Source organism: Nocardia pseudobrasiliensis NBRC 108224, assembly GCF_001613105.1.
Lineage (GTDB): Bacteria > Actinomycetota > Actinomycetes > Mycobacteriales > Mycobacteriaceae > Nocardia > Nocardia pseudobrasiliensis.
In genome coordinates this window covers 12,428-36,486 of the sequence record NZ_BDBS01000052.1, presented here as the reverse complement: position 1 = coordinate 36,486, position 24,059 = coordinate 12,428, and the positions used below count along the sequence as shown (strand labels likewise).

The 24,059-nt window shown below is 67.8% G+C and carries 20 protein-coding genes; 6 read left to right on the top strand and 14 right to left on the bottom strand.

All coding sequences use genetic code 11. The annotated features are described in order from the left end of the window. Positions 1-84: 84 nt before the first annotated feature. The gene (locus tag NP4_RS33390) at positions 85-927 is read left to right on the top strand and encodes a GntR family transcriptional regulator (RefSeq protein ID WP_068006485.1); all 843 of its coding nucleotides are present in this window, start codon (positions 85-87) and stop codon (positions 925-927) included. Beyond that, positions 924-1,520 carry a GNAT family N-acetyltransferase gene (locus NP4_RS33385; RefSeq protein WP_068006482.1) on the top strand — a complete coding sequence of 199 codons (597 nt, stop codon included), beginning with the start codon at positions 924-926 and terminating at the stop codon, positions 1,518-1,520. The genes NP4_RS33390 and NP4_RS33385 overlap by 4 nt, the downstream gene beginning before the upstream one ends. 107 nt (positions 1,521-1,627) lie before the next feature. On the opposite strand, the gene eccCa is transcribed toward NP4_RS33385, so the two are convergent. From eccCa to eccD, 3 genes are read right to left on the bottom strand one after another with little or no spacing between them, the layout of a single operon-like run. Further along, positions 1,628-5,665: a type VII secretion protein EccCa gene (eccCa, locus tag NP4_RS33380; protein WP_068006479.1), complete on the bottom strand. Its 4,038-nt coding sequence runs from the start codon at positions 5,663-5,665 to the stop codon at positions 1,628-1,630. A gap of 10 nt (positions 5,666-5,675) precedes the next feature. Beyond that, positions 5,676-7,079, bottom strand: a complete 1,404-nt coding sequence (mycP, locus tag NP4_RS33375) for a type VII secretion-associated serine protease mycosin (protein ID WP_068006478.1) — start codon at positions 7,077-7,079, stop codon at positions 5,676-5,678. Then, complete coding sequence (gene eccD / locus NP4_RS33370) at positions 7,076-8,551, bottom strand: type VII secretion integral membrane protein EccD (protein WP_068006477.1); 1,476 nt, start codon at positions 8,549-8,551, stop codon at positions 7,076-7,078. Before eccD ends, mycP begins: the two co-directional genes overlap by 4 nt. Positions 8,552-8,727: 176 nt before the next feature. On the opposite strand from eccD, the gene eccA reads away from it, so the two are divergent. Further along, positions 8,728-10,557, top strand: a complete 1,830-nt coding sequence (gene eccA / locus NP4_RS33365; RefSeq protein WP_068006476.1) for a type VII secretion AAA-ATPase EccA — start codon at positions 8,728-8,730, stop codon at positions 10,555-10,557. Here eccA and eccB read toward each other — a convergent pair whose 3' ends face one another. Next, positions 10,558-12,051 (bottom strand): type VII secretion protein EccB, encoded by a 1,494-nt coding sequence (eccB, locus tag NP4_RS33360; RefSeq protein WP_068006475.1) that lies wholly within the window; start codon positions 12,049-12,051, stop codon positions 10,558-10,560. A gap of 110 nt (positions 12,052-12,161) precedes the next feature. On the opposite strand from eccB, the gene eccE reads away from it, so the two are divergent. Next, complete coding sequence (gene eccE, locus NP4_RS33355) at positions 12,162-13,961, top strand: type VII secretion protein EccE (protein ID WP_245998288.1); 1,800 nt, start codon at positions 12,162-12,164, stop codon at positions 13,959-13,961. 68 nt (positions 13,962-14,029) lie between these two features. Here eccE and NP4_RS33350 read toward each other — a convergent pair whose 3' ends face one another. From NP4_RS33350 to NP4_RS33310, 9 genes are all read right to left on the bottom strand, one after another. Beyond that, the gene (locus NP4_RS33350) at positions 14,030-14,296 is read right to left on the bottom strand and encodes a type VII secretion protein EsxR (RefSeq protein ID WP_082876455.1); all 267 of its coding nucleotides are present in this window, start codon (positions 14,294-14,296) and stop codon (positions 14,030-14,032) included. Positions 14,297-14,370: 74 nt separating this feature from the next. Then, the gene (locus tag NP4_RS33345; RefSeq protein ID WP_068006470.1) at positions 14,371-14,694 is read right to left on the bottom strand and encodes a WXG100 family type VII secretion target; all 324 of its coding nucleotides are present in this window, start codon (positions 14,692-14,694) and stop codon (positions 14,371-14,373) included. 86 nt (positions 14,695-14,780) lie between these two features. Further along, positions 14,781-15,587, bottom strand: a complete 807-nt coding sequence (locus NP4_RS33340) for an ESX secretion-associated protein EspG (protein WP_068006468.1) — start codon at positions 15,585-15,587, stop codon at positions 14,781-14,783. Continuing rightward, positions 15,587-16,594: a PPE domain-containing protein gene (locus NP4_RS33335; RefSeq protein WP_245998289.1), complete on the bottom strand. Its 1,008-nt coding sequence runs from the start codon at positions 16,592-16,594 to the stop codon at positions 15,587-15,589. Before NP4_RS33335 ends, NP4_RS33340 begins: the two co-directional genes overlap by 1 nt. After that, a complete protein-coding gene (locus NP4_RS33330; protein WP_068006467.1) occupies positions 16,591-16,920 on the bottom strand; it encodes a PE domain-containing protein in 330 nt (109 codons plus the stop codon). The genes NP4_RS33335 and NP4_RS33330 overlap by 4 nt, the downstream gene beginning before the upstream one ends. Before the next feature lie 35 nt (positions 16,921-16,955). Then, positions 16,956-18,344: a hypothetical protein gene (locus tag NP4_RS41355; RefSeq protein WP_068006466.1), complete on the bottom strand. Its 1,389-nt coding sequence runs from the start codon at positions 18,342-18,344 to the stop codon at positions 16,956-16,958. Further along, a complete protein-coding gene (locus tag NP4_RS33320; RefSeq protein WP_068006465.1) occupies positions 18,341-18,661 on the bottom strand; it encodes a type VII secretion target in 321 nt (106 codons plus the stop codon). Before NP4_RS33320 ends, NP4_RS41355 begins: the two co-directional genes overlap by 4 nt. A gap of 117 nt (positions 18,662-18,778) precedes the next feature. Then, positions 18,779-19,081, bottom strand: a complete 303-nt coding sequence (locus tag NP4_RS33315; RefSeq protein ID WP_068006463.1) for a YbaB/EbfC family nucleoid-associated protein — start codon at positions 19,079-19,081, stop codon at positions 18,779-18,781. Positions 19,082-19,094: 13 nt separating this feature from the next. Next, a complete protein-coding gene (locus NP4_RS33310) occupies positions 19,095-19,436 on the bottom strand; it encodes a hypothetical protein (protein ID WP_068006461.1) in 342 nt (113 codons plus the stop codon). A gap of 199 nt (positions 19,437-19,635) precedes the next feature. On the opposite strand from NP4_RS33310, the gene NP4_RS42015 reads away from it, so the two are divergent. Next, complete coding sequence (locus tag NP4_RS42015) at positions 19,636-21,693, top strand: CCDC34 family protein (RefSeq protein ID WP_068006458.1); 2,058 nt, start codon at positions 19,636-19,638, stop codon at positions 21,691-21,693. Beyond that, a complete protein-coding gene (locus NP4_RS33300; RefSeq protein ID WP_068006455.1) occupies positions 21,690-22,475 on the top strand; it encodes an ESX secretion-associated protein EspG in 786 nt (261 codons plus the stop codon). The genes NP4_RS42015 and NP4_RS33300 overlap by 4 nt, the downstream gene beginning before the upstream one ends. 1 nt (position 22,476) lies before the next feature. On the opposite strand, the gene NP4_RS33295 is transcribed toward NP4_RS33300, so the two are convergent. Beyond that, positions 22,477-24,012 (bottom strand): hypothetical protein, encoded by a 1,536-nt coding sequence (locus tag NP4_RS33295; RefSeq protein ID WP_068006453.1) that lies wholly within the window; start codon positions 24,010-24,012, stop codon positions 22,477-22,479. Positions 24,013-24,059: the final 47 nt, after the last annotated feature.

Genomic DNA, 24,059 nt, shown 5'->3' with positions numbered 1-24,059 from the left:
CCGCTGAAGGCCTGTGTCAAGGGTCACACGCCCATCGGACCAGCAGAGTAAACTCCAATTCTCGAAGCACAACCTAGGAGCGAGATGGCGGCGGAGGGTCCCCGGTACCAGCGCATCGCCGATCTCCTCCGCGAGGAGATCCGCAGCGGCACCTGGAAGCCGGGCGATCGATTACCCAGCCATTCGGAGCTGGCCGACCAGATGCAGGTCTCGATCACCACCGCGCGCAACGCGATTCAGGTACTCGTAGCCGAAAACCTCCTCTATACAGCGACTTCCCGAGGCACGATCGTCCGCAGCCAGGAGGTCCTGGAATCGGTTGTCACCAACCACATCCGGCCGGACCGGCCGAAATCCTCGCACGACATCTTCTCCGAGATCGGCCGTGCCGCCGGTCGCGAGCCGTCCAAACAGTTCACCGCGCGCATGGAACCCGCGGGCGCGGAGGTCGCCATGTGGCTGGGCATCGCCAAGGATTCCTGGGTGATGTCGCGGACGGTCGTCCAGTATCTGGACAATGAGCCCTGGTCCTGGGAAGTAAGTTTCTATCCACGGGACTTGGCAGAGGCCACCGGAATCGACTCGCCGCACGACATCCCCGAGGGCACCACCCGCCGCCTGGCCGAGCGGGGCTTCGTCGAGACCGCCCATCGCGATACCGTCGCCGCCCGCCCCGCGACCGCCGAAGAGGCGGCGGTCCTGGGCGTCGGCACGGGCACCATGCTGCTGGATCATCTGCGCATCGGCGCGAGCGCCGACCGCATCACCCGCGTCACCCGGCACCGCTCGATCGCCGCGCGCAATCGGCTCGCCTACGAACTGGGCGACGACGACGGCACCGAGATGATCCGCAGGGTGCTGGGAACGCCGCAGCCCCCGGGCAATTCGCATTACTTCGGTAACTCGTTGGTGCCGGGGCCGCCATGACCCTCCGCGTACGCCAGGCCGGAATGGCTGATCTCGGCACCATCTGCCGACTACGGCTCGAACGGACGGCCTGGCTTGCGGAACGAGGCTGGGATCAATGGACAAGGCAGGGTCGAGGTCTGCCGATCGAGCGGTTTGCCCGCGCGGTCGGTCGCGCGGTGCGGGCCGAGGAGACCTGGATCGCGGAGATCGATGGCGAACCGGCAGGCACCATCACCGTCAACGACCGCGCCGATCCGGGACTGTGGTCGCCGGGTGAGATCGCCGACGCGGTCATCGTGCACTACATGATCGCGGATGTGCGCTTCTCCGGCCACGGCCTCGGTTCGGCGCTGCTCGCCCACGCCGCGGCCGTGGCCCGCGCCAAGCACCGCACCTGGGTCCGCCTCGACGCGTGGACCACCAACACCGGCCTGCACGCCTACTATCTGCGCGCCGGATTCCGCCTGGCCCGCATGGCCGGACCCGAGGCCCCGGGCCCCTCCGGCGCACTGTTCGAGCGCCGCGCCGACGCCTGGTTCCAGCCTCCGGCCCTGAGCGGCGCACATTCGAGAAACGCGACGCAACAACTGATCTCGCGAGCACATGGGTAACTCGTCGGGCCCGCCCAGAACTCGAGCGCGCCCGACGCAGGACCTGTGACCAACCCACGCGGCTCCGGCTGGTACGGCCGGAAACACGGAGAGGCGGGACCGCAGCCCTACAGCGGTGGCAGGTAGGCGATCTGGACCATTTCCTGTCCGCGGGTGCGCGACACCAGGATGCCGCGGCCGGGCGGAAGTTTGGTGGGCCGGACGTCGCCGATGAGTTTGCCCTCGTCGCGGGGGCCACTCATGATCAGCGCGTCCACCGACATATTCTTCATGCCGCCCAGAATCGGGTCGTACAGCGCCCGCGAGACGCCGCCGGTACGCCGGGTCACGATCAGGTGCAGACCGATATCACGCGCCTGCGGCAGATATTCCAGCAGCACCGCGAAGGGATTGATGCCGCCGGTCGCCACCATGTCGTAGTCGTCGACCAGGATGTAGATCTCCGGACCGCTCCACCAGCTGCGCTCGCGCAACTGCTGCGGGGTGATGTCGGAACCGGGGATCCGCTTGGCCAGATACGCCGCGACCTCGGCGATCATCGGCCCGCAGGTCTGCGAGGAGGTGGAGTATCCGGCCAGCTGCTCGCCCTCGACGACGCCGAGCATGGTGCGCCGGTAGTCGATCATGATGATGCGCGCCTCGTCGGGTGTGGAACTCTCCACCAGACCCATGGCGATATTGCGCAGCAGCGTGGTCTTACCGCATTCGACATCGGCGAAGGCCATCAGATGCGGATCGGCGCCGAAATCCAGGACCAGCGGCTCCAATTCGCTTTCGCCCAGACCGACGACGACCTTGGTCTTGCTCTGCGTGATACCGCGCTCGGCGGCCATCTCCAGCAGCGTCTCGCGCGGGAACTGGCCGGGCAGCATGCGCACCTCGGGCGCGCGGCGCGCGCCCCACATCTGTTCCAGCGCCTGCTTGGACAGGGCCACACCCTCGGACAGACTCTGCGGATCGGTACTCGAATCCAGTCGCGGCAGCGCCATCAGCAGGTGCAGCTGATCGGGCGTGAGACCGCGGCCGGGCCGTCCGACCGGCACCAGAGCCGCTGTGCGGCGGTTCATCTCGGAATCGGACGGATCACCCAGGCGCAGCTCGAGCCGGGTGCCGACCTGATCCTTGACCACCGGCCGGATCTCCGCCCAGCGGGAAGCACCGATCACCAGGTGGATGCCGTAGGACAGACCCTGGGAGGCGAACGCGTTGATCTGCGGCTCGAGGGTGTCCATCTCCTCGCGGATGGTCGCCCAGCCGTCGATCACCAGGAATACATCGCCGAACCGGTCCTCCGACAGCGGATCGTCCGGGGGCATCGTGCCGTCGGCCCGAATCTTCGCGAACTTGCGGCGGCGGAACTCGGCCATCGACTCGATACCCAGTTCGCTGAACCGTTCCTCGCGCCGACGCATCAGGCTGGTGAGCTCGGCGATGGTCCGGCGCACCCGATCGACGTCGAGTCGACCCGCCACCGAACCGACGTGCGGCAGACCGGACAGACCCGTCATCGAACCGCCACCGAAGTCCAGACAGTAGAACTGGACCTGTTCGGGGGTGTGGGTGGCCGCGGCCGCCATGATGATCGTGCGCAGCGCGGTCGACTTACCCGACTGCGGACCGCCGACCACCGCGACATGTCCCTGCGCGCCGGACAATTGGATGGTCAGCACATCGCGGCGCTGCTCGTAGGGTTTGTCGATGATGCCGATCGGCATCCACAGCTGTCCATGCCGATTGACCGGCGAGCGCCAGTCCGGATCAGGCAGCAGCATATCCACCGAGGGCGATTCCTCCAGCGGCGGCAACCACACCTCGTGCGCCGGGCGACCGTGTCCGGTCAACCGACCCACCACGACCTCGAGCAGCGACTTCGGAACGCCTTCCTCCGCAACGTTCTTCGGCGGCGGCTCGGGCAGCGCCAGTGGATCGAAGGCCGGTTCCTCTGGCAGCTCGGGCATTTCGACCGGCGCGCCGGTGAAGATGGTCGGGCTGCCGCCGATCACCTTGCCGTCCACCGTGACCGGGCCGGTGCCGCGCGGGGCCTCGTAGGGTCCGGAGACGTAGGTCGCGTTGAAGCGCAACGGATCCGCGGCATCGGTCTTCAGATAGCCCGAACCCGGAATGCTGGGCAGATGGTAGGCGTCGGTGATGCCGAGCACCGCGCGGGATTCGTTGGCCGAGAAGGTGCGCAGGCCGATCCGATAGGACAGATGCGAGTCCAGCCCGCGCAGCTTGTTCTCCTCGAGGCGCTGCGAGGCCAGCAGCAGATGCACATGCAGCGACCGACCCAGGCGGCCGATCATCACGAACAGATCCGCGAAATCCGGCTTCTGCGAAAGCAGTTCGGAGAACTCGTCGACGACGACGAACAGCGCGGGCAGCGGATCCAGCGGCGCGCCCGCGGCGCGGGCCTTCTCGTAGTCGGTCACATTGGCGAAGTTGCCCGCCGAGCGCAGCAGCTCCTGGCGGCGGTTCATCTCACCGGCCAGGGCATCGCGCATACGGTCGACCATGGACAGTTCGGCTTCCAGGTTGGTGATGACCGCCGCGACGTGGGGCAGTGGATCCAGACCGAGGAAGGTCGCGCCACCCTTGAAGTCGACCAGCACCAGGTTCAGCGAATCCGGCGAGTGCGTGGCCACCATCGACAGCACCAGCGTGCGCAGGAATTCCGATTTACCCGAACCCGTTGCGCCGATACACAATCCGTGCGGGCCCATACCGTATTCGGCGGACTCCTTGATATCCAGTTCCACTGGGGTGCCGTCGGGCGTCACGCCGATCGGCACCCGCAACCGCTCGCGCGCGGTGCGCGGCCGCCACACCTTCGCGGGATCGATCTGGGCGGCGTCGGGAATCTTCAACAGCGCCATCAGACCCGGATCGGTGCGGGTCTCGTCGCCGAGGCTCACGATCTGCGCGGCCGTGGCGATCCGGTAGCGGGCCAGGGCGCGGGCGAAGGTCTCGGCCTCGGCGAGGCTCACCTCGTCGGCGGTCGCGAAGCGTTCCACTCCGGCGGCGCTGCGCGCGCTGACCGCGCCGTTGCTGACCACCAGCTGCAGTCCGCGCCGGGCGGCCAGGCCGTTCTCCGGCGCGGTGAGGTCCAGGACGGTCACCGAATCCAGACCCGACTCGCTGACCAGCCGCTCGGTGCCGTTGACGTAGCCGTCGTCGATGATGACCACCAGATGCGTACGGCCCTGGGTGGGTTGGGGATTGCGCATGAAGCGCCCGCGTTCCATGAGCTCGGCCTGCAGCGCCGTCTCCAGCTCGCCCAGCGATCCGTACATCATGCGCGCCGAACCCATTCCGTCGCGCATGGTCGGATGCTGCAGGTGCGGAAGCCATTTCGCCCACGACCACGCCGGACCGTCCGGATTCGCGCAGACGATCGCGACGGCCACGTGGTCGGGTCCGTGAAATGCGGTGAACGCCATGAGCATCGACCGCACCAGCATCCGGGCGTCCTCGGGCGAGCCCTCGATGTTCAGCGCGGGGAACGCGCGCAGCGAGACCGCGGTGGGCAGGCCGTGCACGACCGAGTGGGTGCGCACGAAGCGGCGCAGCGCCACCGTCGAGACCGGTTCCAGATCCTCGAGCGGACCGGTCTCCGGGCGGGCCAGTTTGGTGGCGAGGCGATGGCTGCCGACGCCGACGCGCACGTGACCGAAATCCGGATCGTTGGGCCGCCGCTCCCACATCCGCCGGGTGCCCACGACCGATTGCAGATCCGCGGGTTCGGGGTGACTCCAGCTCAGCGCCTCGAGCTGCTTCTGCCCGGTGCGGCGGACATCGCGGCGCACCTGGTCCAGATAGCGGAAGTAGTCCTTGCGTTCCTCGTTGAGTTCACCGGCCGACTTCGGCCCGCCGCCCCGATTGAAGCCCATCATCATGCCGACCATCGACATGAGCATCATCATCGGGAACATCATCATGAACGGATTGGCCAGCAGCGAGCGGCCCATCATCACGAACATCGCGAGCATGCCGACGACGGCCACGACCATCACGATCGGCATGATCTTGGCCAGCAGCGGCGCGGGCAGCGGCCGGGTGATCTCCGGAGGCGGGCTCAGCGTCACCTCGCCGCCCGGCGCCCGGGGCGGGGCGATCCGGGGGCGGCGCACATAACCTTCGGTAACCATGGCTCCTCAGCTACAGCTCGTTGTCGAGCTCGTCGTCGCGGCGGCGGCGATACGGAATCGACACCGCCAGACCGATTCCCAGCGCTGCCAGGCAGGTGATCGAACCGATCACCGCGTAGCGGCGCGGCCGCGGATCCGGCGGCGGCGGCACATACGGCGCGGCGATGGCCCGCGGGACGTCCGCGCCCGCGCTCACGGGTTTGTCGGGTAGTTGCGCGGTCAGCGCGGCCAGCGGATCGATCATGCCGTGCCCGATGCCGTCGTCGCGACCGCGGCCCGGACCGTGCGCGGTGCGCTCGATGCGATCGATGACCTGGCCCGCGGACAGTTCCGGGAAGCGCGAACGCACCAGCGCCGCGAGTCCGGCCACATACGGTGCGGCGAAACTGGTTCCCTCGATCGGGCGGATGCCGTCGCTGGTCTGCACGCCGTTGACCAGACCGACCCCGCCGGGTTTGGAGTCCAGCGAGGTGATCTGCCGTCCCACGGCCGCCACGCCGATCCAGGGTCCGCGCAGCGTGAGCTCGGACGGATTGCCGTCGGGATCGATCGAGGCGACCGTCAGCACGTATTTGTCGAACCACGCCGGACTCGGAATCGTCTGCACGTCGGACCATCCCGACGATCCGTTCTGCTGTTTACAGGGTCCGTCGGATTGCAGATTGCCCGCCGCGGCGACCACGACCACATTGTGCTCGTAGGCGTACTGCACGGCCGCGCCCAGCGCCCCGTCGGCGGTATCGGCCCCGGCCGGTGCGCAGGCGACCTCCGAGATATTGATCACCGTGGCGCCCATATCGGCGGCCCGGACCACCGCCGCGGCCAGGGTCAACACATTGCCGTAGCCGGAATCGGTGATGGCGCCGGGGGTTTGGCCCGAGCCGCCGCGATTCTTCGGCTGATAGGCGAGGCTGAGCTGGCGGATGGCGAGCACCTCGGCATCGGGCGCGACGCCGACGAATCCGTCCTCGGGCGACGGCCGAGCCGCGATGATTCCGGCGACGATGGTGCCGTGCCCGTCGCAGTCCACGGTGCCGTCGGTATCGGAGACGTAGTCACCGCCCGATTGCAGCGCGGGCAGGCGCGGATGCCGGTTGACCCCGGTATCGATGACCGCGACCTTCTGTCCCGCACCGCGACTGAACTGCCAGGCGGCCGGGAGATCCAGCACCCGCTGCGCGATCGGTGGTTCCTGCGGCGGCCCGCCCGACAAGGTCGGCTCGGCGCAGATGAGTCGCTGTTCGGTCGGTTCCAGCGGCGCCGGATGCTGACTCAGGCCGATCGCCGGACCGAGCGCGCCGGGATCCACCACCGGCGGCGCGACCGCTCCCGCCGGGGCCGAACCGAGCGTCGCCGAGCCGAGAATCGCTACCGCACAGGCGATCCTCCCCCAGCCGCGCCACGGCACGGTCATATGTTGCGGGCCATCGCGTACACGCCCATGATCCACAGCACCAGCGGGATCACCAGGATGATCAGCAGATATTCGAACAGCTCCCCGGCGCGACGCTGCACGGGCGTGATCTCGATATGCGGTCCGACGACCCCGAAGAACACCACGGCCGCGGCGAAGATCAGCAGGAAGCCCGCGGCGGGCACCAGATAGCGCGAATCGCCGATCCCGAGTCCGGTCAGCAGACCCCCGATGGTGACCGCACCCGCGCCGATCAGCGTGCCCGCTTGGGTGAGGTCGGCATAGGACCGGCCGCGCAGCGCCAGAATGATCGCGGTGACCACGGCCAGCGCAATGCCTTGCCAGCGAGCCGAATCCAGCGGATCGGCCGCGCCCAGCGCACCCACGACGGCCGCGATGGTCGCGCCCGCGAGGATGCCGGACTGATAGCGATTGGCGGCCTCGGCGCGACGGCCCAGGCCGATCGCCGACGGCAGGGCCGTGGCGCCGATCGCGCCGATGCCCTCGATGGTCGGGCGCGGTTCGTGATCGGCCGGATCGATCGCGGCGCCCGCGGTGGGCACCGGCGGCACGGGCAGCCGGGCCAGCATCGCGGCCAGTCGCGGTACCGAGGAGATCAAGATCAACGCGCCGACCAGCAAACCGGCGGCGACCCGCGGCAGCGCCGGCTCCCAGAGCATCCGCACGGCCGCGGCGATCGCGCCGAAGATCGAACCGGTGATCGCCAAGGAGAACAGCGTCGCGCCCACGCCGGTCGCGCGGTAACCGATGGCCGCCGCGACGAGCAGCACCGAAAAGCCCAGCAGCAGATGGGGACTGCCCAGCGGTCCGGGCGCGAACATCGCGGCCCCAGTGAACAGCAGAATCAGCGCGGCCAGCGCGAGCCAGGTGGCCGACAGCGCGTCGAGGTATCTGCGGGCGGCGATCGCGGCCGCGACCATCGCGCCGATTCCCGTCCCCGCGGCCAGGAAGGCCGGAATCAATTCCTGTCCGTGCGCGCGGCTCGCCGCCAGCAACAGCACGGCCAGCAGCGCCGAGGCCACGGCCGCGACCAGACCGGTCCAGCGCGCCGCCTTGGGCGACCAGCCGCGGAACGAATCGGAGGTCAGCCGCGAGACCGCATCGATGACGTCGTCGAACAGCGCGGGCGCTTCCTTGGCGGACACCGAGCGCAACACCAGCAACTCGCCGTCGTATACCTCGGCCTCGGTCAGTGTGCGATGCGGCGGAATCGGCTCGCGGCCGAGTCGGGCCAGTGTCCAGTGCCCGGTCTCCAGCGTCGCGGAATCCTCCTCGGCCTCGGCCGGATCGGGATTGCGCGATTCGATGAGCGCGACCAGTTCACCGATGAATGACGCAATCGGCACCGACGTCGGCAAACCGACATCGAGCTGGGTATTCCCGCCGATGACCGAAACTCGACATAATTCTGGCTCGACGGCGGCACGACCGCCGATGGCTGGCGTGGTCAAATTCTCGACAACTCCCCTACCGGCAGAACCACTTTCACACCGTAGATGATCTCACATTGCCACCCTCCGGCCGCGAAAACTACTGTATCGGACAGCCCGGACCTGCGCTATCGGTAGGCTGGTCGGCAGATGTATGAAATCGCTCTGACAACAGAAAAATTCGGGGATCGACAGCAATGACCGGCAACCGCCAAGCACAGCGCGCCTTCGACGCCGGAGTCCTCTCGCTGGGTCTGACCATCGATGGGCAGGAGTCCGCGCGCGATCTCGACTACGCCAAGCTGGCGTTCCAGCGGGCCACCGAATGGGACCCGACGATGTGCGACGCCTGGCTGGGCCGGGCGGCGGCGGGCGAGATCACCCGTGAGGTGCTGTTCAACCTCTACAAGACCAGCGGCTCGTCGCTGTACCGCGAGCAGCGCCGCCTCGGGCTGCGCCCGCGCGAGCTGGCCGGGCGCTTCATGACCGGGCTCTACATCGACTATCCGCTGGCCAACTACTCGGAGATCTGGGTGGCCCAGGCCGCGCAGCTGATCGCCGACAAGGAGTACGACGAGGCCGTCCGGGTCCTCGACGAGCTGGCCGAATATCACCGCCGCGCCGGGAGCGGTGCCGATTCGGTCGCCGATATGCGCATCGCGTCCTATATCCGGGGCGTGCTGCACTACAACACCCAGCGCTGGCCGGATGTGATGGCCGTGCTGGCAGGTTCGGCCGAGTGGGACGACCCGTACATGGCCGCCGGGGCGCACGTCATGGTCGGTTCCGCGTGTGCGCAGCTGGGCCTGTTCGGTGAGGCGATCCGCCGGATGGAGCTGGCCGAGCAGGGTCCGATCCCGGCCGCGCGCACGACCGCCATGTTCTGCCGCGGCCTGTGCCTGCGCGAGACGGGCGCCGAGGACGAGGCGCAGGGACTGTTCGAGAAGGTCTACTCGCAGGCGCCGGATTTCACCGCCAACACCGAGGCCATGCGCGACCGCACCTACCGGCTCACGATCACCTCCAAGGAGGTGATCGAGGCCCGCACCGATCGCTGGGATCCCGCCTCCGCGCCCTCGCTCGAAGAGAAGCAGCAGGCCGAAACCCAGGATCGCGCGAAGAAAATTCTCGACGACGCCCGTGCCGAACTCGACCGTCAGATCGGCCTCGCATCGGTGAAAACCCAGGTCGCCAAGCTGCAGTCGACGGCGATGCTGGCCAAGATCCGTGCCGAGAAGGGCCTGTCCAGCGCGCCGCGCGGCCAGCATCTGGCCTTCACCGGCCCGCCCGGAACCGGTAAGACGACCATCGCCCGCGTCGTGGCCAAGATCTACTGCGGCGTCGGCCTGCTCAAGACCGACAAGGTCGTCGAGGCCAAGCGCATGGATCTGGTCGGCGAACATCTCGGCAGCACGGCCATCAAGACCGACAAGCTGATCGACAGCGCCATCGACGGCGTGCTGTTCATCGACGAGGCCTACACGCTGATCCAGACCGGCCTGTCCGGCGGCGACGCGTTCGGCCGCGAGGCCGTCGATACGCTGCTGGCCCGCATGGAGAACGACCGAGATCGCCTGGTGGTGATCATCGCCGGATACGACGGCGAAATCGATCGACTGCTGGCCGCCAACGACGGTCTGGCCTCGCGCTTCGCCAAGCGGCTGCAGTTCCCGTCCTACACTCCCGACGAGCTCGGCCAGATCGGCCAGGTCATCGCCACGGCCCGCGACTCCACGCTGTCCGAGGACGCGCAGCACACGCTGGTCGAGGCGTGCACGCGGCTCTACGCCATGGAGAGCACGGATCAGAGCGGCGCGCCGCGGCGCGGCGTGGATCTGGCCGGTAACGGTCGCTTCATCCGCAATGTGATCGAGGCGGCCGAGGAGGAGCGCGAATTCCGCCTGGCCAACGACGATTCGCTGGATCTGACCCAGGTCGACGACACGGTTCTGATGCGGATCGAGGAGCCGGATATGCGTATCGCCCTGCAGGGCGTGCTGACCAGCCTGGGGCTGGCCAATCGCTGACTAACGCGCTGGCGGCAATGTGTCGTAGCTGACCAGCGCGTCCTTCGGGGACAGCGTCGGTCCCGGCACCAGCTGACCCACGATCGCCCACGGGGCGAGGTGGGGGCTGGAGCCGAGGCCGAGCACCTCGGCGGTCTTCATATCGGGGATGCCGTAGCGAATGCCGTTGTCGCCCACGTAGAACAGGCTGTCGCGGCGGACGCTGCCCGCCTCCATACCGGTGGTCTGCACGAATTCGCCGGTGGACGGGCGCACGTAGACGCTGTCGACGTGATCGCCGCCGCCCGCGGCGGTGACCAACTTCACCGGTTTGGCCGAATCCGCCAGCGGCAGGCGCGAACCCACCAGCAGCGACACATCGGCGCGGTCGGTCGGATCGGCCTGCTTCTGCGGCGAGACGACACCCGCGGTCTTGTCCCAGCTCACGCAGGCCACAGGGGCCTCCTCGGCGGTGATCACCTTCGGGATGTCGGTGGGGAAATGCGCGATCTGCAGATCGTTGACCGCGGGCACGCCGTCGAGCACATCCGGCGGCACGGTCTTGATCTCGCTCATACCGTGCGAATCCGCATTGCGCAGCAGCTGCGCGGTGAACGGTCCGATCCGCTGCACGCCATTGGCCAGTACCACGTACAGATCCGATCGGCCGCCGATTCCGTTCATCGAGATCACGCCGCCCACCGGCACATTCGACAAGCGCCCCGGGCCGGGCGCACCGGCCTGCGGGATGGTCGGGGCGGCCAGCGGGGGCACCGATACGGCCGCGTCCAGCAGACCCGTACCGCCGGGCCGGGCCGCGCGCGCGGTCAGGCCGAGGGTGCGGGCGATCACCGAATTGCCGGTGTCCACCTCGGCCCGCTTACCGTCGTAGACCAGATACGACTTGTCGCCGTGCTTGATCAGCACCGCCTCACTCGGACCGGCCGCGCGCACCCGCTCGCCCAGCTCGGGGCTTCCGGCGATCACGGTGGTCGAGGTGCTCGCACCGGAGGTGAGCGCACCCGTCGACGACAGCGTCACCGATTCGCACAGCGTCCAATCCGAGCGCCCGCCCTGCGCGGATCCGGGCAGCGCGACCGGTGCGCCGGGAATGCCCAGCAGCGGACCGCGCGCCATCGAACCGAGTTTGTTGTCCTTCACCGAAGTCGGCTGCTCATTGCTACCGCTGATCAGCCGCGCCGACGCGAGATTCAGCACCGGATGCAGCGTGGCATTACCGCTCTGATCCTTCACCACGACATAGAGCGCGCCGCTGTCCTTGCCCATGACAATATGGGCATCACCGACCGCGCCCTGCGGCCGCAGAAATGCCAGAATCGCGGCCCCGGCGACCACCAGCAGGCCCAGAATGGCCCCGATGATCAGCGAGCGGGATTGCGAGCGCATGGGATCGTGCAGCATCCGCACATCCCGGCGGATCATGGCGTGATCGAGCCGTCGCAGCAGGAAACGGTATCCATTGACCTGCTGTCTGGTGGTCAACTGTGCGGGCACCGGAACTCCCTCGAACGCTGAAACTTTCGACGCGACCAGAAAAGACTATGTGGTACCGGTAAGGTTATCCACCGAGCCACTATGAACGACACTGCGAAAGACCGGTAACCGTGGTCGAAGAAGCGATCGTGTACACCGGGCCGCGTCCCGAATCCACTATTCCCGAGGGTGCGACGCCGGCCCGGGCCCCGCGATCGCATGCGGCGCTGCGCGATGAGGATTTCTGGCTGTTCCGCGATTTCCCGCTGGCGGTCGTGGTGCCGGTCCTGCTGCTGGCGGCCCTGGCCACCTGGGTGGCGACGGTCTTCGATCTGCCGCTGTGGGCCATCGCGGCGATCGGCGTCGCGGTCGTACTGCTCGGCCTGAGCCCGGTCCGCCGCAAGACCCCGCGCTCGCTCGCGGGAATGGTGGCCGCGGGCTTGACCTTCCGGCTGTACCGCATGCGCCACGATCCCAGCGCCGAACCCGCCCAGCCCTTCGACGTGCCGCTGCCCGAGGGCGGCAGCTACGGCGTGCGCTGGGACGGCGACCATGTGGTCACCATGCTGCGCATCGAGCCGCCGCCGGACACCATGACCTTCCTGCGGCCCGGGACGCTGGGCACCGAGCAGATGCTGCCGCTGGCCGAAATCGCCGGTAGCCTCACCCAATTCGACATCACGCTGTCGTCGATCGACATCATCAGCACCGGCGCCCGCACCGCGAGCAACGGGCCGGTGGGCTGGCTCTACGACCGCATTCTGGGCCCGCTGCCCGCGATCGCCCGCCGTACGGTGTGGCTGGTGCTGCGGCTGGATCCGCTGGCCAATGCCGAGGCGGTGGACAATCGCGGCGGCAGCGGCGGCGGCGCGCTGCGCACGGCCATCATCGCGACCCGGCGCGTCGCCAATCGCCTGGCCGCCCGCGATATCACCACCGCGGTGCTGACCGCCGGTGAGATCAATGCCGCGGTGCGCCAGATGTCGCGCGGCGTGGCACTGGACAAGCTCACCGAGACCCCGACCTCGTTGCAGTACGAGGGAATTCACCTCACCAGCTACGCCATCGGCAAGGAGCTGATCGGCTCGCGCGGCTTCAGCGAGCTGTGGGCCGCACCGAGCCTGTCGACGACGATCACGCTGCGGCTGCGGCCGATCGAGCCGCGTCCCGGTGACCGCGACGCCCCCGCCTCGATCGCGCTCACCGCGGTGGTCCGCATCGATACGGTGCACGAGCCCGACAACCCGCCGGTCGAAGGTCTGCGGCGCCTGCCCGGCCAGCAGTTGCGCGCCCTGATGGACACCCTGCCGATCGGCACACCGACCCGGGTACCGGGCGAGGAAAACCGCGGTCCCCTGGACGCTTTGGCGGAGATGACCGTGCCCACCGCGGGGTGCGGTCAGCTCATCGGGGCCGACAACACCGGCCGGGCCATCGCGGTGCCGCTGATCGGTGAGGGCACCCGGCATCTGGAGGTGATCGGCGCGCTGGACCTCGCTCAGCAGGTGGTGCTGCGGGCCATCGCGCTGGGCGCGCATACGGTCGTACACACCGCACGGCCCGAGGCGTGGAACACCATGGTGGCGGGTGTCAATGCGCCGCACGCGCTTTCGCTGGCGCCGCGTTCGGCCGGTGCCAGTCATCATCCCCCGATGCCGCCCGCGCAGCCCGGCGCGCCCTATCCGCAGACCACCGTCGTGGTGTTCGACGGGATCGCCCCGGCCGCCCTGCCCGGTGGCGCGACCATCCTCTATGTGCACGATCCGCACGTACCCGCGGTGCCGTTCCACGCCGATGTCACGCTGCGGCAGGATCCGGCGACGCCGAATCTCATCACCGTCAGCACACCCGCGGCGAGTGCGACCGTGCATATGGTAACCACGCCCGAGGAAATGCAATACATCGGCGAATCTCTGGTCGCCTCGCGGTAATTCGGTAATAAACGACAACGGCCGGTCGGAAGGAATCCCGACCGGCCGTTCGTGGCGAATTCGTGAAATCAGAAACCCGCGAAGCCGTCGCCGACTTTGCCGTCGGCCTCGAGCGCGCGGTTCAGCGCGTTCTCGACCGAGGCGGCGAGCCGGTCCAGCTTTTCCAGGGTGTCGGACAGTTCCGTCGTCGTGTGGGTGTGCGCGGTATTGAAGGCTTCGATCGCCTTGTCACCCTGCAGGTTGGCGCGGAAATCGTTGGCTGCGCTCTCCAGCGCCTCCTTTTCGCCCTTCATCTTGCCACCGTGCGTCTGGAGCTCGTTGAACAGCTCGTTCATCGCGGCGGGATCATAAAGAATTGTCATGCTCTAATCCTTTGGTCGACTGTGAGTATCGCTGCGGAACAGCGGAATCAGAGGTTGGTGTAGCCGCCGCCACCACCGGTGGACCCGCCGCCGCCCAGGCCGCCCTGGTCCATGTTCACGATGGTGGACTTACCCGTGTTGACCGCCTGCTGCAGCTCGTCGAGCTTCTTGTTCAGCGCGATGGCCTCGTCGTCCCAGTCCTTCGAGACCTTCATGAACTCGTCGTTGGCGTCACCCTTCCAGCCACGCCGGACAGCCTGGGAGGCATCGTCGATCGCCTTCACGGACGTGCGAAGGTTGTTGATCGCGGTCTCCATATTGGAGACGACCTTGGCTACGCCACCCTCTTCTACACCTACTGCGCCTGCCATTGCTCAGACCTTTCGTGATTGTTTGTTGAGATAGATATCGGTGCGGCCCCACCGGAACGGGGAAACCACGTCTGGATCGGAGTCGTTTACGGTGGCAGCCACCTCCCCCCGGGCAGCAATTCGATCAGCGCCGAAATCGCCTGGGCGATCCGGTGATCGGTACCCGGTGTGACGGTGGACCAGACGCGCTGATCCGAGGCGAGCCCCGGAACGGCGACGATCCGGCCGCGGCCGGTGTCGTACACGACGACCGCACCGGACGTTCTCGTGGCGATGCCGTCGTCGTGGGCATAGGCCACGATTTCGGCGAACGCATGGCAACTGTCGAAGGCCATCCCCAGCACGGTCGCATCGCGATCCGGCACGCCGAGGGCGTAGAGGGCGTCGGCGTACTCGGAGGCGGAGTTCGCCGCGTCGAGTCGCTCGCTCAGATCCTCCGACAGCGCACTGAAACTCTCGATCTGCGCCGGGGCGCACGCACCCAATGCCGACAGGATGGGCCGGGCCAGCGCGGTTCCCGAACCGTCGGCCCACACCGCCTGGATCTCGTAGCTGTCGCCGTCGCGCACCGCGAACGCGTGCTGTTCGCCGCGCCGCACGACCGAGACCCGCACGGTCCGGGCGGGCTGGTCGCCGTCGGTCACGAAGATGCGCGCGACGAGTTCCCGCTCGGGCTGGGTCAGCGCGTACAACGCCAGCGCCAGATCGGGTTCCACCTCACCGTAGGAGTCGAATACGCCCGTATCGGTGAGCCGTGTGACCGCGCGCTCCTGGGCCGCGGTCCATTCGTCGTAGGAATCCTGTCCGGGCGATACCGCGAGGACCAACGGCAGGGTCTGCACATTCATCCGCTGGGCCACCGCGAACAGCTCGTCATTGGTGAGGGTCGCCATTACGCCCCCGTACCGGTTTCGCGCTGCGGTGCCGCGGATTCCGCCGACGGCGCGCCGAGAACCGCGGGCGCACTGACGATTCCGCCCTCGAGTCCGATCGCGTCCGCGCCCTCGACCACGATTCCCGCGCGGTGTTCCTCTTCGTTCTGCACGGGCGCGCCGCCCGCCGCACCCGACATCGGCGCACCGGGAACGGTCGAGGAGTACGGCGAGGAGTTCGAGACCGGCTGTGTGACAGGCACTTCCGTGACCTCGCCCGCCTGCACGGCGAGCGGGGCGCGGTAGGCGGTCTTGACCGGCGCGGGCATGGTGAACCCACCCGGAAATCCGCCGGGCATGGCCGGCATCGCGGGCAGACCCGTTGTGGCCGAGGCCGGTTCGATCGCGGGTCCACCCTGTTCGGCGGCCAGTGAGGTACCGGCGGTGAGCACCGGCGGATTGGCGTGCGTCCACGGAATGGCCAGCGGTTCGGTGGCCGCCTCGTAGGTGCGCATGACCCGCGAGGCGGTGGCTTTGGCCGCGTCGGCATCGGTATCGGTCGCCGCGGCGACGGCCTTGATCGGAGCGCCCAGGGCGGCGCCGATCGACTCCATCGTGCGCTGAACCGCCTCGATCGCAGCGATTTCCGCGGCATTGGGCATGGTCAGCCGCGCCAGTTCGTAGGCTGCGGCCTGCGCCTCGGAGCGGACCGCGTTATTGGTCGCGGCGCCGGCGGTGTCGCGCAACCAGTCTCGCAGCGCGGTGATCCGTTCGTGCACACCGTCGCTCGCGCTGGACTGCCACGCGCCGCGCAGCTGGGTGAGGATGACCTCGTATTCCACTGCGGCCGCGCCGAATCCGGCGGCCAGACGGGTCCACGCGGCACCGGCTTCGGCCATGGGGACCGGACCGGCGCCGGTGGTGAGGTCCTGGGCAAGCTTGCCTGCTTCCCGTGCCTCCCAGACGACGCCGGTGAACCCGGTCCGCGGTGGTTCGATCATGCCGATGCCCTCGGGTACTTCACTCACACCGCGCGATTCGCGCCGAGCGCCGCCGCGGTGTCGCTTTCCACCTGGCCGACGTGCGTCACCTGGGCACGCAGTGAGGCGGCCAGTTTGCGCAGCTCGAGAATGCCGGCGCTGACGCTCTCGGCGAACGAGTCGGCGACGCCGTTCATCGTCTGGGCCGCGCGCCCGGACACCTCGTCGGCACCGGCCGCCGGAACGGTCAGGTTCGACTGATTCTGGCGCAATTCGTCTTCCAGCCGCTGAGCCAGGGCGTCCAGGCGGGTGGCGGCATCGGTGGCCGACGCCGGATCGAAGTACACGCCCGCGAAATTCGCAGTCTCGGCCATGACAACCTCACTTATCGGATCAAGCTATCGCACAGCTAAAGCGTCAGTTCCTTATCGGGCGGCGGTTCGGTCGCCTGCCCTGCCGCTCCGACCACGGGCACCGAGACGCCCTCGATCGGACCGACGACCTCGTCACCGTGCTGGGAGGTGACCAGGTTCGCGTTTTGATCGGCATCGGAGGTTCCCCCGCCGCGCATACCCAGGCCGGCGGCTCCGGCGGCGCCCGCACCCATGGGCATCATGCCCGGGCTAGAGGCGGCTGTCGACGCGGCCGAGGTCGGGGTGACCGAGACGGGACCCGTTGCCGCGGCGGCTGTTCCGAAGGGGCCGGTCATCGGGCCCACTCCGCCCGCGACCCGGGTGCCGGTGAAGGGGCTCAAAGGCGTTGCCATGGGGCTGAATCCGCCACCACCGCCACCACCGCCGACCCCGCCACCGCCGTGCGTTGCCGACAGGGTGTCGAGATGGGCCTTGTCCGTGGGCTTTTCGGTCGAGTTCGGCGCGCTCAGCGAGGTGTTGGCGGCCGAAAGCTTCGCCGCGGCCTGCGCACCGGTCGTGGCGGCCTGGGCGAGCGGCTGGATCAGCTGCATCAACTGCTGCAGACCCTCCATCGACTTCACACCCGTGGGCGCGTTGGTCACCTTCACCTTGGTGCCCGCATGCGTCATATTCGCCGAGTGAATGGTCATCTCGCCGCGCGTCTTCGCGGTGATGGCCAGCCCCTCGGTGATGCTCTCGATCGCCGACTCCATCAGGAACGCCGCGCCGGGCGGCGTGCCCAGAAACGGCGCGGTCAGCGCGGCGGTGGTGGTGAACTTGCCGATGACGGCCGTCATCAGGGCCGCGCCGGTGGCCACCGAGGTGGACGCCTCGCCGAGCACCAGCTTCTGCTGTCCGCTCTGGGTGGCCAGATGACCCGCATCCGTCTGCGCCGCACCCTGTTTCGCGGCGGCCTGCTCCGCGCCCTGGCCCTGCCAGAGCTGCATCACCAATTGCAGTGCGGACATGCCGAGTTGCATCACGGTCTGCATACCGGTGGAGATGGCCTGCAAAGCCTGCGTGGGATCGATCGGCGGAGTCTGACCGGGCGGCGGCACCGGGGCGGCCGCGCCCTGCGGTGCGCCGGGACCCTGTTCGGGGGCGGGTGCTACCGCATGCTGCGTCGGCGCGGGTGCGGGCGCTCCCTGACTCGGGAACTGCCCGGTGCCGAACGCGGCGGACAGATCCGTCAGCGGCTTGATCAGCAGACCGAGGTCGATGACCGGCAGCGGCGGCATACCCGGCAGCGGCGGCGCGGGCGGCAGTTCCGGCAGGGCCGGAAGCCCCAAATTCTGGAGCACCTTGCCGATCGGCTGATCGAGCATGGGGGCCATGGCACTGCCGCGCAGCAGATCCATGACCGAGGGATCCAGCGGTGCGCTCATCGCTCGTCGTGCATCGTCGCGCCCACTTCCGTCGCCGACGCGTCGTCGGTCGACTGGTAGGTGGCAGCGCCCTCGTAGGCGGTCAGCGCGGTACCGGCGTGCACGGCGGCCAGTTCCGCCACCGAGGACAGGTGATTGGCCTGGGCGCCGGCGAAGGAGAACAGGAAGTCCTGGCCGATCAGTCCGAAGACCGGCACCGCGGCGGCCATGGTCGCGCCCTGATCGACCGCGCCCACGGTGGCCACGGTGGTGGCCATGGCGGCCGAGGCGTCCCCATATCGACGAATCGCGTCCGGAGTGGCAGCTACGACGTCCATCGAAAACCCCGATCCATTAAGGCAATTGATCCTGACTCATCGTAGGCAGACATAGCGGTCTCGCGCTACGGAAACCAAGCCCCAGGATCCGTGGGCAAAGCTTAAGTGATTGTAAAATTACGCTTCCCGCATCTGATCGTTGAACTCGTTGATCAGATCGCCGCGCTCGGTGAACGCACGCCGCGCCGCGGCCATCGCGGCATCCACCAGCCTGCTTTCGAATTCGTCCGGTGACAAACGGGAAATCGACTCGGAGAGTTCGAGACTCAGTAACGCACCGTTTCCGTCCACTTCAACCGTGATCATCTCGTCGGGTGAAGTCTCCCGGGCCCGGACCGCGGCCATCCGATCGCTCAGATCGCGCATCCGATACAGCCGCCGGCGCACACTGTCTTCCAGCTCGTCCATCGTTTCGTACACGGTGGCGTCCCTTTCACACCGACCGCAGCCAGCTGTCCGGCTCGGTCTCGTATTCCTCCTGCTCGGCCTGCTCCTGCCGGGCCACTTCCTCGGCGGTCGGCAGGCCCATCAGCCGCAACGCGGCCGGATCGACCCCGGCCTGTTCGAACTGCGCGCGACGGGCCAGCGCGGCCCGATTGGCGGCCTGTTTGCACAGCCGCACGATATCGGCGGCCAGCTCGTGCGGAGTGCGCCTCAATTCTCCCGGCTCGACCGAAATCCCCAGCGGCAGGCCCTGTTCCGTGGTCCGCACGGTGATGGTGCCGCTGCGCGAACTCGCGGTCCACTCGGCCGGTGCGGCCTGTTCGTCACTCATCCGATCTCCCGTGTCCTTCCCTTACCGGATGTCTCAGCGTACTCGGGCGCACATGACCCCGGGCGTACGATGACGACTACGGGATAGGGCGTGGGTACCGCCAGTTTCGGTGGCTGACGTTACGCGCGGAGTTATGTCAGTATGACCCTGATGGGTGGACAATCGCAGGCTCGCGCCGGTTGTACGAGGAGAGTTCGCGGTGAGCGGTGACGACGACAAGCCGGATCTCGGTCAGGTACTGAGCGGCTACGGATCGATGGGCAAGGGCGGCAAGCGCCTGACGCTGCCCGACGGGAAGGGCAACCAGCTCGCCGGAATGGTCGCCGACATCCTCGCGTTGGTCAAGGACATTCGTTCGGACGCGACCAGCCACAACCTCGCCAACCCCACGGAACTCAGCAGTCTGCCGTCGAGCAAGTTGCTGACCGAGAAGTTCGCCCGGCGCGGTAAGGAATTGGACGACATTCTCGCCAATCAGGAGAAGACGCTCACCGATCTCGGTACGGCGTTCGTGTTGGTGGACAAGACCTACAACGGTACGGACAAGGATTCCGGCGACAAATTCAAGGGATTGTCCGGTAACGCGAGCAAGTACCACATCAACGAGAAGAAGTTCAAGTACGGCGACGGACGCGACCGAGGCCCACTCGGCGTCGATTACGGCCGTAATTGGCAGGACCCGTATCTCGGCGACAATCCGAAGACCAAGGATTACAAGGTCGAGGACAAGTATCTCGACAAACCTCCGACCGCGGACCAGATCTCGCAGTACCGGCAGCAGGGCTTCCAGCCCGATGCCGTGGCCATTTCGCCCGAACCCGGAATGTCGATCGGGTGGAAGGGCGAGATGAAGGGCTTCGCCGACAGCGCGTTCAGCTCCCCCGCGAAGAATATGTACGTGGCGTGGACCTGGTGCCGATTGTCGACGGAGTTGACGCGCGCGTTCGGTGATCTGTCCCAGCAGATGTCGGCGCTCAGCAAGGACTGGGAGGGCGAGGGCAAGGAGGCCGCCCAGGCCGCCACCGCCAACTACGCGGCGAGCACACAACCGCTGACCCAGTACATGAACGCGGTGGGTCAGACCTTGAGCTGGGCGAGCGGCCAGCTCAGCAAGGCGGCGTCGCAGGTGTCGTCGGCGGTGTCCAATGTGGACCCGGCCCATCCATCCAGCAATGGCGACACCCTGGACAAGGTCAATGACGATGCCGCCCGCTCGATCGCGGCCAGCTACATCGACTCGCTCTACGCCCCGATGGTCACCACCGCGTCCTCGGCGCTGTTCTCGCTGCCCGATCCGACCAAGCCGCTGAAGGCCATGCCGCCGGGCGATCCCAACAACGGCAATCCGAACAACGGCAATCCCAACAACGGGAACCCGAACAACGGCAACCCCAACAACGGGAACCCGAACAACGGAAACCCGTACTCCGGTAATCAGAACGGCGGCAACCAGAACGGCGGCAACCGCAACGGCGGCGGCAACAAACAGGCCCATCCGAGCGGCAGCAACAATCAGCAGCAGCCCAATGGCAAACAGAATCAGCCGGATCCGGAGCAGACCAAGGAAGACAAGAAGTACCAGCAGGCCCTGAACAAGGAACGCTGGGAACAGCTCGAACAGCAGAAGCGCGACCGCGAGCGCTCGGAGAAACTGGGCAAAGAGCAAGAGGCCCAGCAGAAGAAGAACGAGCAGTACCAGCTCCAGCAGCAACAACAGCAGCAGAAGCAGCAGGAGCAGCAAGCCGTTCAGCAGGCCGCGCAGCAGGGCATGCAATTCCTGCAACAGGCTGTGCAGCAAGGTGTTCAGGCCGCGCAGCAGTTCGCGGGCAGCGAGGAGGCCAAGAAGGCCTTCGCCGGCCTGCCGAATCTGCCGCAGCTGCCCGATCCCGCCGAGCTCGGCGACGAGGTGAAGGCAGCCATCGGCGGAGGCGGCGGCGGATCCGGCGGCGGCGGTGGCGGTATCGGCGGCCTCAAGGGGCTCGGCGACGGCCCGCGCGAGGTGTTGCAGGCCTCGCGCCTGTTCCCCCGCGCGTCGGCCGCCGAGATCGAGGGCATCGCGACATCCGCCCGCTCCGGTGTCGCCGCGGCGGGTTCCGGTATGGGTTCACCCGGCGGTATGGGACCCATGGGCCACGGCGCCGGGCAGGGCCAGCAGGGCAAGGAGAAGAAGCGCGCCGACTTCCTGGATTCCTCGGAGTACCTGGAGGAGGCGCTCGGTGACGCACCGATCGTCGCGAAACCCGTTGTGGAGCAATGAATCGAACCTGGCAGTTCACCGATATCGAATTCCTCGTGCTGTGGGAGTCGATCCAGAACGACTACCTGCCCATTCCGCTGTCGTATGTCGCGCCGCGGACCGAGGATCAGTTCGATCACGTCAAACACGCGGCCGGGGAACGCCTGTTCGCTCGGCCCGATCGGGAATTCGCCGAGGTGCTGCAGGCCCTGGCGTTTCCCGATATCAAGCTGACGTTGCGCGCGCTCGACGAGCGGGAACCGGAGAATCCGAGGTACAGCGTGCGCCTGTACGGGGCCCGCAAGGGTGACCGCGGCTACGTCGTACGCCAGCTTCCGGGCGAAACCATCTGGCACAGTGGCGGTTTCGTGGTCACCGAATGCGATGCGGTCGGCCTGGGTGACGCGCTGGTGCGCGAACTTCCCGAAGCGCCGCCCGCGCGGATCACCGATCTCATGCTGACCGCACCGCAGGGCTCGGGCCGGGGCGGCGATTACGAATACGTCCAGTCTCGGGTGTTCGACTCCTTCGACGATTCGATCGACACCCTGTCCGAACGCTTCCTCGCACGGCCGTTCGGCACCATCGGTCTGATCCAGATCATCCAGGGCAGTTCGCGATTCGGCCCGCGCGGTGTGCTGCGACGACAGTTGGAACTGCGCGATCTGATCGACGACGGGCGCTGCGTGATCACCTTCGACGCCCCGCGGGTGGTCAACGGGGTCGACACCGCGCGGCTGGTGGACGTGATCAATACCGAGATCGCCCAGGTGGTCCGGGCGATCAAGGACGAACGCGTCTGAGCTACTGCACCGGGAAGTCCGCGGCGGCGCTGGTCTGACGCAGCAGGAACCGCTGCTCGAAACCCTCGGCGTAGATCGACGGGGCCACCGACGAGGAGGACTGCTCGATCACGCCGTCGTCGGCGATGTAGAAAATGGCTCGGCCGATGGCGATTTCGCCGGGGCGCGTCGGTACGAAGACCATCCAGCCGACATTGAGGCGCTCGGCGACCAGCTCGTCGAGCGGGTAGCGCGCGGTGTCGATATCCAGTTCGGCGATGTGATCGCGGACCCGGGTGATCGCCCGCTCCTCGGAGATCGGCTCGGGCACCGTGGTGACCAGACCGGCCAGCGACAGCTGATACAGCGCGCCGTCGATATCGTCGGCGGGATCGGTGAACAGCGCGGCCAGGGTGTCGCGGGTGACCACGCCCGCCTCGGCGGCGGAGACCAGATTGCCTGCGGCGGTGCGCAATTCGTCGCTCGGCTCCGCGCTCAGCAGGCCGCACACCACATCGATCACGGTGTCGGCCGACCACATGCCCGGTACGGCCGCGCTGATCCGATCGGAGCTCGGCGAATCGCCGCGATACCAGCTGCCGCGCTCCCACCAGTAGCAGAACGACAGCACGCCGCGGGCGGCGCGCGGATTCAGCACCTGGTTGGCGACCCATTCCGGGGCGCCGGCGTACAGGTCGGGCAGCGGGGTGCCGTCGTTGTAGGCGGCGTCGAGTTCGGGGGCGTTCCAGACGCCGCCGGACAGTACGGCCCGACCGCCGGGCAGGACGTACAGGGTGGATCCGCTGCGGGCCGAACCCTCGAATACGCCGAGGGCCGGGAGGATTCGCGGACCCCACTCCGAACCGATCGCGACGAAGGAGGCGGCGATCGTCGCCCACCGGGCCCACAGCACGGGCAGCACCGGGAAGTCGTCGGTCGACCGGATCGGCGCGCGATTCGATTCGCGGTCGGCGCGAGCCTGTTTCGCGGCGTCCTGCGGTGAGCGCCACTGCCGGTTGTCGTGTCCGATGTAGGCGGCCAGCCAGACCGGCAGGTGCTGACGGGGATAGGTCTGCAGATCGGCACGATAGGCGTCCGGGACCAGCATCTGTTCGTCGGGGAACGGCTCGTCGCCGTAGTCGTAGTCGGCCTCGAGATGTCCGGCGATGTCCAGGCGCAGGACCAGCCGCCACCACGGTCCGTCGCCGAGCTGAGCCGAGATCTCGCGCTGCAGCCGGGCCAGTTCGATCACCTCGTCCGAGGGATCGGCCCGGGCCACGCGATCGCCCTCGTCGAAGTACAGGACGTAGGTCACCCCGCCCGCGACCGACATCGAGAAGACGGCCTCGTAGCGGTGCCAGCCGTCGGGCCCGGCGACCGCGAGTTCGCGGGCGATGCGGTGGGTCAGCTGAGTGGCCTGCTCCTCGACCGACAGTTCGGCCGGGGGTTCGGGGGCCACGGGGTCGGCGGGTTCCTGCTGATCCGCCGGGTCCATCCGGAAGGTGACATCCGGCGTCTCGTCGGTTCCCTCGGGTTTGTCCTGCTGCGGATCGTTCATTCGGTTACGCCTCCCTCATCGCTGCAGACGACAGTATCGCTGTTGTC

Coding starts and splice junctions, on each gene's coding strand:
- NP4_RS33350 (WP_082876455.1), bottom strand. CDS start 14,296: ATGAACGAGCTGTTCAACGAGCTCCAGACGCACGGTGGCAAGATGAAG.
- NP4_RS33390 (WP_068006485.1), top strand. CDS start 85: ATGGCGGCGGAGGGTCCCCGGTACCAGCGCATCGCCGATCTCCTCCGC.
- NP4_RS33310 (WP_068006461.1), bottom strand. CDS start 19,436: ATGAGTGACGAACAGGCCGCACCGGCCGAGTGGACCGCGAGTTCGCGC.
- eccA (WP_068006476.1), top strand. CDS start 8,728: ATGACCGGCAACCGCCAAGCACAGCGCGCCTTCGACGCCGGAGTCCTC.
- eccCa (WP_068006479.1), bottom strand. CDS start 5,665: ATGGTTACCGAAGGTTATGTGCGCCGCCCCCGGATCGCCCCGCCCCGG.
- NP4_RS33320 (WP_068006465.1), bottom strand. CDS start 18,661: ATGGACGTCGTAGCTGCCACTCCGGACGCGATTCGTCGATATGGGGAC.
- NP4_RS33340 (WP_068006468.1), bottom strand. CDS start 15,587: ATGGCGACCCTCACCAATGACGAGCTGTTCGCGGTGGCCCAGCGGATG.
- mycP (WP_068006478.1), bottom strand. CDS start 7,079: ATGACCGTGCCGTGGCGCGGCTGGGGGAGGATCGCCTGTGCGGTAGCG.
- NP4_RS41355 (WP_068006466.1), bottom strand. CDS start 18,344: ATGAGCGCACCGCTGGATCCCTCGGTCATGGATCTGCTGCGCGGCAGT.
- NP4_RS33385 (WP_068006482.1), top strand. CDS start 924: ATGACCCTCCGCGTACGCCAGGCCGGAATGGCTGATCTCGGCACCATC.
- NP4_RS33295 (WP_068006453.1), bottom strand. CDS start 24,012: ATGAACGATCCGCAGCAGGACAAACCCGAGGGAACCGACGAGACGCCG.
- NP4_RS33330 (WP_068006467.1), bottom strand. CDS start 16,920: ATGGCCGAGACTGCGAATTTCGCGGGCGTGTACTTCGATCCGGCGTCG.
- NP4_RS33300 (WP_068006455.1), top strand. CDS start 21,690: ATGAATCGAACCTGGCAGTTCACCGATATCGAATTCCTCGTGCTGTGG.
- NP4_RS33345 (WP_068006470.1), bottom strand. CDS start 14,694: ATGGCAGGCGCAGTAGGTGTAGAAGAGGGTGGCGTAGCCAAGGTCGTC.